12 protein-coding genes are annotated in these 12,782 nt (G+C 64.4%); 5 read left to right on the forward strand and 7 right to left on the reverse strand.

All coding sequences use genetic code 11. From position 1 onward, the window contains the following. Nucleotides 1-2 precede the first annotated feature (2 nt). The 3 genes from sufU to HMPREF1316_RS07650 all read right to left on the reverse strand — a co-directional run bounded on the left by sufU (nucleotide 3) and on the right by HMPREF1316_RS07650 (nucleotide 2,375). Entirely contained in the window at nucleotides 3-485 is a 483-nt protein-coding gene (gene sufU, locus HMPREF1316_RS07640; protein ID WP_040651844.1) for a Fe-S cluster assembly sulfur transfer protein SufU, read from the reverse strand. Beyond that, the gene (locus HMPREF1316_RS07645) at nucleotides 478-1,746 is read right to left on the reverse strand and encodes an aminotransferase class V-fold PLP-dependent enzyme (protein ID WP_021726382.1); all 1,269 of its coding nucleotides are present in this window, start codon (nucleotides 1,744-1,746) and stop codon (nucleotides 478-480) included. The genes sufU and HMPREF1316_RS07645 overlap by 8 nt, the downstream gene beginning before the upstream one ends. A 218-nt stretch (nucleotides 1,747-1,964) precedes the next feature. After that, nucleotides 1,965-2,375 (reverse strand): hypothetical protein, encoded by a 411-nt coding sequence (locus HMPREF1316_RS07650; protein ID WP_021726379.1) that lies wholly within the window; start codon nucleotides 2,373-2,375, stop codon nucleotides 1,965-1,967. 1,042 nt (nucleotides 2,376-3,417) lie between these two features. Here HMPREF1316_RS07650 and HMPREF1316_RS15085 point away from each other — a divergent pair. From HMPREF1316_RS15085 to HMPREF1316_RS07665, 4 genes are all read left to right on the forward strand, one after another. Further along, a complete protein-coding gene (locus HMPREF1316_RS15085) occupies nucleotides 3,418-3,864 on the forward strand; it encodes a helix-turn-helix domain-containing protein (RefSeq protein ID WP_156901030.1) in 447 nt (148 codons plus the stop codon). Further along, nucleotides 3,807-4,526 (forward strand): hypothetical protein, encoded by a 720-nt coding sequence (locus tag HMPREF1316_RS07655; protein ID WP_198009618.1) that lies wholly within the window; start codon nucleotides 3,807-3,809, stop codon nucleotides 4,524-4,526. The genes HMPREF1316_RS15085 and HMPREF1316_RS07655 overlap by 58 nt, the downstream gene beginning before the upstream one ends. A gap of 24 nt (nucleotides 4,527-4,550) precedes the next feature. Further along, nucleotides 4,551-4,730 (forward strand): hypothetical protein, encoded by a 180-nt coding sequence (locus HMPREF1316_RS07660; protein WP_040651850.1) that lies wholly within the window; start codon nucleotides 4,551-4,553, stop codon nucleotides 4,728-4,730. Nucleotides 4,731-5,381: 651 nt separating this feature from the next. Then, nucleotides 5,382-7,295, forward strand: a complete 1,914-nt coding sequence (locus tag HMPREF1316_RS07665) for a heavy metal translocating P-type ATPase (protein WP_021726400.1) — start codon at nucleotides 5,382-5,384, stop codon at nucleotides 7,293-7,295. Between the two features lie 75 nt (nucleotides 7,296-7,370). On the opposite strand, the gene HMPREF1316_RS07670 is transcribed toward HMPREF1316_RS07665, so the two are convergent. The 4 genes from HMPREF1316_RS07670 to HMPREF1316_RS07685 form a co-directional block, all read right to left on the reverse strand. After that, nucleotides 7,371-8,447, reverse strand: a complete 1,077-nt coding sequence (locus tag HMPREF1316_RS07670) for a SufB/SufD family protein (protein ID WP_021726381.1) — start codon at nucleotides 8,445-8,447, stop codon at nucleotides 7,371-7,373. Next, nucleotides 8,447-9,892, reverse strand: a complete 1,446-nt coding sequence (gene sufB / locus HMPREF1316_RS07675) for a Fe-S cluster assembly protein SufB (RefSeq protein ID WP_021726392.1) — start codon at nucleotides 9,890-9,892, stop codon at nucleotides 8,447-8,449. The genes HMPREF1316_RS07670 and sufB overlap by 1 nt, the downstream gene beginning before the upstream one ends. A gap of 2 nt (nucleotides 9,893-9,894) precedes the next feature. Then, on the reverse strand, nucleotides 9,895-10,668 hold the full coding sequence (gene sufC / locus HMPREF1316_RS07680; protein WP_021726389.1) for a Fe-S cluster assembly ATPase SufC: 774 nt from the start codon (nucleotides 10,666-10,668) through the stop codon (nucleotides 9,895-9,897). A gap of 130 nt (nucleotides 10,669-10,798) precedes the next feature. Beyond that, nucleotides 10,799-11,623 carry a Cof-type HAD-IIB family hydrolase gene (locus tag HMPREF1316_RS07685; protein WP_021726404.1) on the reverse strand — a complete coding sequence of 275 codons (825 nt, stop codon included), beginning with the start codon at nucleotides 11,621-11,623 and terminating at the stop codon, nucleotides 10,799-10,801. Between the two features lie 100 nt (nucleotides 11,624-11,723). Between HMPREF1316_RS07685 and HMPREF1316_RS07690 the strand changes: the two genes are divergently transcribed. Further along, the gene (locus tag HMPREF1316_RS07690) at nucleotides 11,724-12,722 is read left to right on the forward strand and encodes a bile acid:sodium symporter family protein (protein ID WP_051332964.1); all 999 of its coding nucleotides are present in this window, start codon (nucleotides 11,724-11,726) and stop codon (nucleotides 12,720-12,722) included. Nucleotides 12,723-12,782: the final 60 nt, after the last annotated feature.

The raw sequence follows: 12,782 nt of genomic DNA on the forward strand, positions 1-12,782 counted from the left end.
GGCTAGGCCTCCATGACCCTCTCGCTTGTGCCGCCATCTTCGAGCATCTCCTCAAGGGTGTGCCATGCCAGCTCGGCGCATTTCACGCGTGCGGGCATATGGGAGATGTCGCGCAGCATGGCAGCGTCCTCGAGCCGGTCGTCCAAGAGGTCCTCGTCGGTCTCCTCGCCTCGTACCATGCGCCCGAAGAGCCTGCAGAGCTCTATGGCCTCCTCGGGAGTCTTGCCCACCATGAGATCGCTCATCATGTCTGCGGACGCCTGGCTGATGGCACAGCCATGGCCCTGGTAGGAGGCCTCGTCGATGGTTCCGTCATCCGCCATGCGTACGTAGAACGTGAGCTCGTCGCCACAGGAGGGGTTCACGCCCTCATGGCTGCAGGTGGCGTCCTCCATGGGATACTTGTAGTCTGGATGCTGCACGTGGTCCATGAACTCGGCATTGTAGAGACCGGTCACACCCGCGGCGCGCTCCCTGTTATCCATTGCTGAACACCGTCCAAACCTGCTCGAGCCCGCCAACGAGGCGGTCAATGTCGTGCTTGTCATTATAGAGGGCCACACTGGCGCGGCAGGTGCTGCCCATCTGAACGTTCAGGTAGGAGAGCAGGGGCTGCGCACAGTGATGACCGGCACGGATGCAGATGTCAAAGCCATCCAGGATGGACGCGACATCGTGAGGGTGGATGTGGCTAAGGTTGAATGCGACGGCACCCACATGGCGGCTGCCGTCCACAGGGCCAATCACCCGAACGAAGTCGAGCGCTGCCAGCTGTTCGGTGAGGTAGGCGGCGAGTGCGCGCTCGCGCCGCTCGACCTGCTCCATGCCCAGACTCTCGAGGTAGGAGAGCGCGGCGTCAAAGGCATAGATGCCCGCTGCGTCCTGCGTGCCCGCCTCGAACTTCTGGGGTACCGGCGCCCACACGGCATCGGTCTCGGTGACGGCATCGATCATCTCACCGCCGGTGAGGAAGGGCGGCATCCTGTCCAGTACCTCTGCCGTGCCCCAGAGCGCGCCAATGCCCATGGGGCCCATCATCTTGTGCGCGCTGAAGGCAAAGAGGTCGCATCCCAGCTTACGCACGTCGACGGCGATGTGAGGGGCGCTCTGTGCGCCGTCGACCACCAGGTAGGCACCCACCTCGTGCGCACGGGCCGCGATGGCGGCGACGTCGTTCTCTATGCCGAGCACGTTGGATATCTGCGTGACGGAGACGATCTTTGTCCTCGGGCCAATCTTGGCCCCAAGCTCCTCGGGCGTGATGCGATAGTCATCATCCAGGCGCAGGTACACGAGCCTGGCACCCGTGGCGGCGCACACCTGCTGCCAGGGGATGAGGTTGGAGTGGTGCTCCATGATGGAGATGACCACCTCGTCGCCGGGCCCCAGTACGGTGCGGCCCAGCGAGCTTGCCACCAGGTTGAGGGATTCGCTCGTGTTGCGGGTGAACACGATCTGGTGGGCCTGAGGGCGTCCCTGCTCGTCGAGCGCGCCGATGAAGCGTGCGACATGCGCACGGGCCTTGTCGATTGCCGAGGTGGCATTGACGGAGAGCCTGTAGAGGCCACGCAGGGGATTTGCGTTCATGGTCTCATAGAAGCGGCGCTGTGCGTCCAGCACCGTGGTGGGGCGCTGCGAGGTGGCGGCGCTGTCGAGGAACACGAGCCGCTCGTTGGACGCGAGCAGCGGGAAGTCCTGCCTATGGGGGTTGTCCTCGATCAGGGAGAGCTGAGTCTCGGTCAGCATGGGGCACATGCTCCTTACCCACGGAACACCGTGGAACATAATCTCTACTTACGGGGTAGGATTTTACCCCTTCGCCCCGCCGTCAATCATTTTTCCATGGGCGTTCGGATGGCCTTTGAACACGAGTTCCCTCTACCCCACATCATGTGTTCTTTACCTAACGAACCTAGCCGCCCGCTGGGCAGGTGGCCAGGTTTCAACACATAATCGCCTTGGGCCTAGCTGGCACTCGCAATCTCGCGCCGGTACGTCAAGACAAGAACGAGGAGGAAGCCTAGCTCTATGAATAGGGCGATAAACCATACGACGGCCGGCGTTCCTGGTAGTGAAAGAAGGCCAGAGAACATGGTTCCCACCATTATAAAGAGCCATGTGGTTGCAGCTGCTGCCAGCAGGCGTCGCGGCAGGGGAAGCTCTTTTAACACAACCAGAACGACGAAGAAGAGGTACGCACAGATGAGGCGCTGCATGAACTCGCAGAAGGGCAAGGCAAGCGCCGATCCATTCCACGAAACAAAAGTCAGTTGATCGTGAATGAGTGAATGGCCCCCAAACTCATCTGTCCCAAGGGCCCAGCAGTGGATCATGACGGCGACAGCCAGTGGGAGCGAAGCCTTGAGCCAGCGCATGATGCCTCCTCCGGAAAATGGCGCATACCGCGAGGGAAATCGCAGCATTTACCAGTTACTTTGAACGGTAAAGGAGCTTCCGGATGAGGTGGTGACGTCAAGTTGGGAGGTGACATAGTATGCGACAACCAGTCCAGCGTAAGAGTCGCTCTTACTCATCTGGACGGTGCGGGAATTGTATGAGGTGTTGCTGAGTGTACGTGTGTATGCAAGGCTAAGTCCACCAGAGGTGGTTGCTCCATAAGCCTGGACCTTGGCAGATGCAGTCATGCTCCTTGGGGTTGATCCTGACAGTATTCTGCCGGTAAGGGTTGCTCCCCATTGGTACGTGAACGTGCCACTATGCCAAACGTTCCCGCTCAACTTGGCGGTAACACCGTACATGGTTCGGCTTGCATTAACATTCTTTGATCCACTGCTTGCACGGGTGCCTGGATTGGGAGTCGCTTCCGGGCGCGTGGCATACCGTCTAACAAAGGCTGCATCCTGTTCGGAGAGTTCCTCACCAGGGGAGTATGTCTGACCGATTTGCTGGAATCGCATATCTATCTTATGCTAGGACAACTCTGCCGCAAATGCAGGATGGGGCAGCAGGATGAGTGCAAGCGTAACAAAGCACAGGGAAAGGAAGATGGGCCCTATGTGGCGAACGCGGTTGGAAATCATGTCAGCCTCCCGGATGGATTGGGAGAATCACACGGTCACACAAAACATCGGAGACGTTGTATCGCCCTGTAAACAATATAGAGCAAGGCACCCATTACGGAATCTTTCTTTAGGTGGACTATATATAACATATTTTGTTCAGTGATGCAAACCCTTTACCTCTTTATATGAGAGTATCGCCTTCCATCTTTTGTCTTGAATCGTTGATTGCCAAAGCTGGTGCAGGAAAGCCTGCAGCAGGTCTGTCATAGGGTCTCGATACTGGCGGACGACCTCGTGAAGTCGCCTTGACGTCGAGGGATCCGCACCTGGGAACGGATTGCGCCCCAAGCTGTTGGTCCCTGCTCTGCACGCCGCCCAGAAAGGCGGTGAGACCATGGCGACAGCAAGGCATCACGTCCACCTCACCCTCGAGACGCGCAGGGAGATCGAGAACGGGGCCGTCGAGGGCAGGAGCCTCGCCCGGATGGCGGAGAGGTTCGGTGTCGACACGACGAGCATCTCCCGGGAGCTCAGGCGCAACCGCTGCGCCCAGGGAAGGAACCGCAACGGCTTCCTCAGGAACGACTGCGCCCGGCGCAAGACCTGCGGAAGGCGAGGGATGTGCGACCCCGACTGCAGGAGGAGGTGCCTCTCCTGCGCGAAGGGAGATGCGCGGGCTACGAGCGCCAGTGGTGTGCTCGTACGCACCGGGCGCCCTGGGTCTGCAACGGCTGCGGCAGGCGCCCGACCTGCCCCCTGGGGCACTTCACCCACTCGGCCAGGGTGGCACAGGCCAAGGCCGACGAGCGCCTCGTCGAGCCGAGGCGGGGGCTGGACATGACCGGCCGCGAGATGGCGTTCCTGGCCCAGGAGGTCAAGGCGGGGCTGGCGAGGGGCCAGTCGGTCCATCACGTCTTCGCCTTGAGGGACGACCTCCCCTGCTCCGAGCGCTCCTCCTGCCGCCACGTCGAGAACGAGGGCATCGACGTGGCCGAGATGGGCCCGCGCAAGAAGGCCAGATACAAGAGGCGCTACAGGAGGAAGGCCAACCGCCACGAGAAGGAGTTCTACCGGGGCCGCGAGTACGCGGACTACCTCGCCCTTCCCGAGGTGCAACGCATGCGCACGGTCGAGATGGACTGCGTGGAGGGTGCCGAGGGAGACTCCCAGGCCCTGCTCACGCCCCGCTTCGTCCAGATCAGATCCCAGATCTACATCCTGCTCAAGGGGCACGGCTGCGCCCACGTCGTGGCGGCCCCGGGCTGGCTGGAGGGCCCCTTGGGCGGACCCGAGGCCTTCCGCAGGGCCTTCGGGCTCATCCTGACCGACCGGGGCAGCGAGTTCGACGACGTGGGCGGCATCGAGCGGGGCGGGCGCTGCCGCGCCTTCTACGCCGACCCCCAGCGCTCTGGCCAGAAGGGAGCCTGCGAGAAGAACCACGTCGAGCTCAGGAAGGTAATCCCGAAGGGTACCTCGATCGACGGGCTTGGGCTCGATGCGTGAGCCCTTGCCGGCATCTGCCCCAACGTGGACTCCAGCCTCAGGCTGGCCGTCGGCGACGCCTCGCCGATGGCCCTCGCGAGGGCGGCGCTGCCGGCGTCGCTTCTCGAAGGCCTCGGCCTTGCCCCCGTCCCGCCAGACGAGGTCGAGATGCGGCCGGAGCTCGTCGAACGACTCAGGAAGGAGCACGACAGCACCAACGGCTAGCCAGAGAGTAAGCCACGCGGGACGGAGGTCGCGGGCACGGACAGGGACGGGGCAAGGCGGAGGGCCGCGCTAAGTCTGACACAGGCTGGCGCAATCACCGTGAGCCATGCAGTGGCCATGTGCCATTTGGTCGGTTCCCTACGCTTACTCCGCCAAACATGCAAGTGGCAAGCCCTCGGGAACCCCTCGCGACCTGCAGTTGCTCTGGCGGATGCGCTAAGCCCGCCAAAGTTGCACTAGCTTTGGCAATCAACCGCAATATCGTGACGTCGTTGTAGCCACGCGATGGCGGCAAAGGAACGAAATGGCCCCAAGTGCGTGCCGACATCAAGGCGCAGGGCGGACTCATCGAGGAATCGAGAGCCATTTGACGCCTTTACGAATCTCAATCCTGGGCTTTTGTCATCCGTGGGCGCCGTCGATGCACCGTAAGCACACGCTCGAGCACGCACTTGGGGCCATTTCGTTCCCTCAAGGACAATCGGATGGGAGGTCCGCTCGGCCGCTGACCACTTGACAGCTCATCTCGCTCCCTTATGATTGAGTATATGAGCACTTACTCATATAAAGAGAAAAAGCGGTCGCGCCCACGACGCAGGTGGGCGGGCTGCACCCAAGACACGGCGAGGCCTGCGCCAGAGAGGGGAAGCGATGGACGAGAGGGAGAGCCGCGCGCTCCTGGCACGCATCATCGTGGCGGCCGTCCTGCTGGTGGCCGCAGTCGCACTCACGAGGCTGGTCGCGCTGCCGCTCTGGGGCAGCCTGCTGCTGTTCGCCATCCCGTACCTGGTGGTGGGCTACGACGTGCTCCAGGAGGCCTGGGAGGGCATATGCGAGGGCGATCCCTTCGACGAGGACCTGCTCATGTCGCTCGCCACCATGGGCGCGCTGTGCATCGGCTTTCTCCCGGGCTCCGAGCCCGAGTTCGCCGAGGCCGTGTTCGTGATGCTGTTCTTCCAGGTGGGAGAGCTCATCGAGGAGCTTGCCGAGGGCAACAGCACCCGTTCCATCGCACACCTCATGGAGATCCGCCCGGACAGCGCCAACCTCGAGCGCGACGGTTCCGTCGTGGTCGTGAGGCCCGAGGAGGTCCGGGTTGGTGACGTGGTGGTCGTCCGCCCGGGCGAGCGCGTGCCCCTGGACGGGCAGGTGGTCGAAGGCACGTCCAGCCTCAACACCGTCGCGCTCACGGGCGAGTCCGTCCCGCGTGACGTGACGGTAGGCGAGGGCGTCGCGAGCGGATGCGTGAACGTCTCCGGTGTGCTGCGCGTGCGTGTGGAGAAGCCCTTTGGCGACTCCACGGCCAACAGGATCCTCGACCTCGTGCAGAACGCGAGTGAGCACAAGAGCACGTCCGAGGGCTTCATCACGCGATTTGCGCACGTCTATACGCCTGTCGTCGTGCTGCTTGCCCTCGTGGCTGCGTTTGTCCCACCCCTCTTTACGGGCGACTACCTGGCCAGCTTCCCCACATGGCTCAACCGTGCCCTCACGTTCCTCGTGGTCTCGTGCCCCTGCGCACTCGTCATCAGCGTGCCGCTCACGTTCTTTGGCGGCATTGGCGGCGCGTCGCGTCACGGCATCCTGATCAAGGGCTCCAACTACCTGGAGGCCCTCGCACGGACGGACACCGTCGTCTTCGACAAGACCGGCACCCTCACACGTGGCGTGTTTGACGTGCGTGCCGTACACCCCACATGCATGGCGGGGCTCGAGACCGGGGGCAGCGAGGCCGAGCGCCTACACCTGCTCCACCTGGCTGCCCATGTGGAGCATTTCTCCACGCACCCCATCGCGGACGCCCTGCGCGCCGCCTACCCGGACGTGGATGACGACTGTACGGTCAGTGACGTGCAGGAGAGCGCGGGCAGGGGCATCGTGGCCACGGTGAACGGCAGGCGCGTTGCCGTGGGCACCGGCGCGCTCATGGAGGCCGAGGGCGCGCGATGGCATCAGTGCGAGCGTGTGGGTACCGTCATCCACGTGTCCATCGACGGCGCCTATGCGGGACACATCCTCATTGCGGACGAGGTCAAGGACGATGCCGCCTCCGCCATCCGCGACCTCGCGGCCGCGGGCGTGAGGCGCACGGTCATGCTCACGGGTGACCGCCATGAGGTCGCGGATGACGTGGCCAGGCGACTGGGCATCGCCACCTGCCTCTCCGAGCTTCTGCCCGAGGGCAAGGTGGCCGCCGTGGAGCGTCTGCTCACGGAGGAGGATGCCCGCCACAGGCTCGCCTTCGTGGGCGACGGCATCAACGACGCGCCCGTGCTGGCACGCTCCGACGTGGGCATCGCCATGGGCGCCATGGGATCCGATGCCGCCATCGATGCGGCAGACGTGGTGCTCATGGATGACAGGCCGTCCAAGATTGCCGCGGCCATACGGCGCGCCCACCGTACGTTGAGGATAGCCCGCGAGAACACCTGGTTCGCCATCGGCGTCAAGATCGTCGTGCTGGTGTTGGCGACGTTCGGCCTTGCCCCCATGTGGCTTGCCGTCTTTGCCGACGTGGGCGTGATGGTGCTCGCCGTCCTCAATGCCACCCGTGCGCTGCGTTAGGAACATCATTCATGGGACACAGGGGGTCACTCGCGGCGTGAGCGGCCCCCTGTCGTACGGGAAATATGATGATCGTTAGAGCTCCAACGCCTCCGCGAGGTCGCCGGCGATCTCGTCGCCGAGCACCGCTCGGGCACGGGTGAGCACGGCGTCGCGTCCCGTGTCGCAGCGCGCGTGAATGACGGCATCGTCGAAGATGGCGCGCGCATGCAGGGCATACGCCTCGTCCTCGGCAAGGCCGCGGTTGGCAAGGTAACCCAGCTGCTCGGGGCCAACCGAACCGATGGAGGCGCCGTGGTTGCCCTGGACGTCGTCCTCGTCGCAGAGGATGATGGGCAGGGTCTTGTTGACCACGTCGTCACCAAGGACGAGCACGGTCTCGGTCTCGTTGCCCCGGGAGCCCTTGGCGCCGTGGGCGAGGTCGATGGTCTCGCGCATGGTCTTGTGGGCGCCGTCGTCCAAGAGGCCACGTGCATGCAGGTCGGCGCGGGTGTCATGGCCACGCTGGCGCACGACGTGGTTGACGTCGAGGCGCTCCTGCCCCCTGGCAAAGTAGCGGGTCTCCAGCTCGAGACGGGCACCGTCCCCCAGGAGGCTCACGCCGAGCCCCAGGGCGACGTTGCGGCCACCGAGGGCATACTGACGAAGCTTGACGGTGGTGTGCGCGCCGGCTGCGATGCCGAGCCCCTCGAGGTGCGTGCCGCCCTCCCCGAGGGCGACGATCTCCACCACCGTGAGCCTGACGTTGCCCTCGCACACGATGCGCGCCAGGTTGGCAGAGGTGGTCTCGGCGTCGTTCGTGCCACGGCTCACGAGCACGACGGTGGCCTCAGAGCCCTCGCGCAGCATGACGCCCGTGTCGCGCACGGCACCCCTGGCGGCTTCGGCCTCCAGGACGATGGGACGCTCGCGCACGGCGTTGCGAGGGACCTCGATGTAGTGGGAGTCACCGGCGGAGCGCTCCACCCACTGTGTGGCCTCGGGCCCAATGCCGTCCTCCACCGTGCCAAAGAGCTGGGGCAGGCGCGCGGGCACCTCTCCCGTGCTCGTGGGGACGGGCAGCCTGAGCGTGGCCTCGTCGATCTTGAGGTAGTTCCAGGTCTGTGCCGGTGGGGTGTTGACGCGTTCGAGCGTGGCATAGGCGGTGTCCATCAGCCGATCGCCCCTTCCATCTCGAGCTTGATCAGGTTGTTCATCTCGACGGCGTACTCGAGCGGCAGCTCCTTCGAGACGGGGTTGGCAAAGCCGTTGACCACCATGGAGCGCGCCTCGGCCTCGGAGCAGCCGCGGCTCATGAGGTAGAGGATCGTGTCGTCCGAGATGCGGCCGATGGTGGCCTCATGACCCACCGAGGCCGTGCTGTTGCGCACATCCATGGCAGGTATGGTGTCGGAGCGGCTGATGTCATCCAGCATGAGCGACTGGCAGCTGACCGTTGCGCGCGCGTTGTCCGCATGGCGCCCCACCACGACGGAACTCCTGAAGGTGTTGAGACCGCCGTCCTTGGAGATGGACTTGGTGTCCACGGAGGCGGTGGTGTTGGCACCATTGAGGATGACCTTGCAGCCGGTGTCCAGGTCCTGCGTGGCGCCGGCGAACGTGATGCCCGTGAACTCGCAGGTGGAGTTGGCTCCCTCGAGGATGGTGGTGGGGTAGAGGTAGCTCACGTGGCTGCCAAACGAGCCGGAGACCCACTCCATCTTGGCCCCGGCGCCCACCTTGGCACGCTTGGTGTTGAGGTTGTACATGTTCTTGGACCAGTTCTCGATCGTGGAGTAGCGCAGGCGCGCGCCGTCCCTCACGAAGAGTTCCACCGCACCGGCGTGGAGGTTCGCCTCATAGTACTTGGGCGCAGAGCACCCCTCGATGAAGTGGAGGTCGGCGCCCTCCTCCACGACGATGAGCGTGTGCTCGAACTGCCCCGCGCCGGAGGCATTGAGGCGGAAGTAGCTCTGCAGCGGGTAGTCCACGCGCACGCCGGCGGGCACGTACACGAAGGAGCCACCGGACCACACGGCATAGTGCAGCGCGGCGAACTTGTGGTCACACAGGGGGATGAGCGTGCCGAAGTACTCCCTCACGACGGGCTCCCACTCAGGATCGTGCAGGGCGTCCTCGATCGTGGTGTAGATGACGCCCGACTTGGCGACCTCCTCGCGCATGTTGTGGTAGACGATCTCTGAGTCATACTGGGCGCCCACGCCGGCGAGGCTCTCACGCTCCGCCTCGGGGATGCCCAGCCGCTCGAAGGTGTCCTTGATGTCCTTGGGAACGTCGTCCCAGTCGCGCGCCTGCTTCGTGCCGGCGCTCACGTAGGTGGAGATGTGGTCCATGTCCAGGCCCGAGATGTCGGGCCCCCAGTTGGTTGCCATGGCGCGGTCGTGATACACCTCGAGGGCCTTCAGGCGCAGGTCGAGCATCCACTGGGGCTCGTCCTTCTTGTGGCTGATGGAGCGCACGATGTCAGGGGTGAGGCCGTCGGCGTAGCGCTCGTAGCCTTCCTCGGACATCCTGAAGTCGTAAAGCGAGCGGTCGACGTCGGTCACCTTGGTACGGCCCTTCTCGTCGAGCTCGGGCCTTTGGATGATGTCGCTCATGGCTATGCCTCGGCCTCCTCGGCCTGGGCCTCTTCGCCCTCGAAGCGGGCGAAGCCGTTGACGTCGATGTCACCGATGAGGGAGGCCGGGCCATCGGCCACCAGGCGGCCCTTCACCATCACGTGCGTGCGATCGACGTCGAGCCTCTCGAGGATGCGCGTGTTGTGCGTGATCATGAGCAGTGCGCCATCGCACGTGCGGCGATAGGCCTCGATGCCGTGGGACACCACGGAGAGCGCATCCACGTCCAGGCCGGAGTCGGTCTCGTCGAGGATGGCGAGACGAGGCTTGAGCAGCAGGAGCTGCAGCATCTCGACCTTCTTCTTCTCGCCCCCGGAGAAGCCCACGTTGAGCTCGCGGGTGAGGAAGCTCTCCGGAATGTCCAGCTGCTCCGAGATCTCTGCGATGCGCTTGCGGAACGTGCGGGCACCCGTCTTGAGCTCGGGGCGCATTTGGGTGATGGTGCGCAGGAAGCTGTACAGCGGCACGCCCGGCACCTCCACGGGTGCCTGGTAGGAGAGGAAGACGCCCGCGAGCGAGCGCTTGTCGGCAGAGAGGTCCGTGATGTCCTCGCCACCAAAGGTGATGGTGCCGGATGAGACCTTGTAGATGGGGTCACCCATGATCACATGGCCGAGCGTGGACTTGCCGGCGCCGTTGGGGCCCATGAGCACGTGGGTCTCGCCCGCGCCAACGCCGAGGTTGATGTCGTGAAGGATGGGCTTGGTCTCGGTTCCTGCCGAGAGCCCCGTCACATCGAGCAGCTTTTCGGACATGATGCCCCTTTCCACAAGGCAGCGAGCCGCCCCCGGGAGAGCGGCATATGAGGTAATTCCTACTTACGCTGTGGGAGTTTACCCCCTTGCGTGCGCTTCATTCAAGCCACAAGCGTGACGGGCAGGAGGCTCATGCGCTGGCACAGAAGTGCTCCCATACCTCGGCGATGACACCGTCGTCACAGGTGGCCGTGGCGCGGTAGTCCGCCTGCGCCCTTGTGGCATCGTTTGCGTTGGCGACGGCCACGCCCACGCCGGCTGCCCTGAGCATGGCGATGTCGTTGTCGGCGTCACCGCAGGCTATCGTCTCGGACAGGGGGACTCCCACAAGGTCTGCCAGGCGCGCGAGGCCCGTTCCCTTGTCCACTCCCGCCGGGTTGAACTCCAGGTAGCGCTCGGACGAGAAGGTGGGTGCTATGCCCTCGAGGAGTCCCGCTGGCATCGTGGCCAGGATGTCGCGCAGCCGGTCGATCCCGCCGGGGAGACAGTAGAGGATCTTGGCGCAGGGGCTGGCTGCGAGGGGGCTGACGCTGGGCTTTGCGAGTGGTCTGGTGTCCATGTGGCCACGCAGGTACGCCGTCTCCTCCTCGTCGATGTTCCAGGTGCGCACCGTGCCCGAGAGCTCGTAGACATGGATGCCCACGTCCAGCGTGGTGCCGTAGTCGAAGAGGGCCTTGAGCTTGGCAAAGGGCAGGGAGGCCGAGACGATGGGATCATCGTCACCCACCCGCGTGATGCAGCCGCCGTTGAAGGAGATGACATAGGAGCCTTCAAGCAGGTTGCGGGGCATGCCGTCGAGGGACGCGAGGATGGAGTCGTACGGCCTGCCCGATGCCGGGACAAAGAGCATCCCCTGCTCCCTCATGCGTGCGATGGCATCGATGTTGGCTGGGGGGATGGCGTGGCCCCTGTCCAGGAAGGTCTCGTCCATGTCGCTGGCGATTACGCGGTACATGTGAAGCTCCTCTGGACTGACGGGTGGCGGGTGGGCATGTATGCCTATGATACCTGGTGCATTGCACATCTGGTACCGCGTGGCTCAGGGACGGAGGAACATGGCGGTGGCAGGGAACCTATGGAGGCGTCTGGGGTCGCTCATTGCGCGCCACATGATCATCGTGATGCCCTGCTGCCTGGCGCTGGGTATCCTTCGACCCGAGTGGTTCGTGCCGTTGCGTCCCCTCGTGGGGCCCCTGTTCATGGTCATGGCGTTCCAGGGGGCACTGGGCAACAGCGTCGCGCGGGTGCGCGAGACGTTTGCCCATCCGCTGCCGCTCGTGCTCATCCTGCTGTTCTCCCACGTGGGCATGCCACTCATCGCGTTTGGGGTGGGGCATGCGCTCTTTGGCGCGAGCCCGGCTGTCGTCTCGGGTCTCACGCTGGAGTATGCGGTACCGGTGGCAACCTCCAGCATCCTCTGGATCAGCCTGTACGGGGGCGACATCTCGCTGGGCCTCTCGGCGGTGCTGCTCTCGGCGCTCGTCAGTCCCGTCACCATCCCCCTTGCCATGCAGCTGCTGGTGGGGACCTCCGTGCAGATTGACGTGGCGGGCATGGTGCGCGAGCTCGCGGTGCTCGTCGCCGTGCCCGCGGTGGCAGGCACGACGCTCAATGACGCCACGCATGGCTGGGGAGCCCGCACGCTTGCGCCCGCGTTGGCACCGCTCGCACGCATCCTGCTCGTGCTCATCGTGACCACCAACACCACGGGCATCTCGTCACTCATGCTGCATCTGACGCCCCTGCTCGTGGGGGTCCTGGCGTTCTCGGGCGTGCTCTGTACGCTGGGGTACCTGTTGGGCCTGCTGCTCGCGCGAGGTACCCACCAGCCGCGCGACCGCTTCGTGAGCATGACGTTTGCGAGTGCGATGAAGAACATCTCCGCCGGTGCCGTCATCGCAGTGGGCAGCCTGCCCGCAGACGCCCTCTTTCCCGTGATGGCGGGCACGCTCTTCCAGCAGTTCCTTGCCGCGGCGTTTGGCTCCAGGATGGGAAGGGCGCTGGAGGGTGGCGGCAACGTCGGCGAGGAATGCCTCGTGCACCGTGCGCTGTAGGGCATGTGGTCATGGGGTTCCGGCATCCGACACCCGGGAGGCTTCCATCCGATTCCCATA

Origin of the sequence: Olsenella profusa F0195 (assembly GCF_000468755.1) — a bacterium.
Taxonomy (GTDB): Bacteria; Actinomycetota; Coriobacteriia; order Coriobacteriales; family Atopobiaceae; genus Olsenella_F; species Olsenella_F profusa.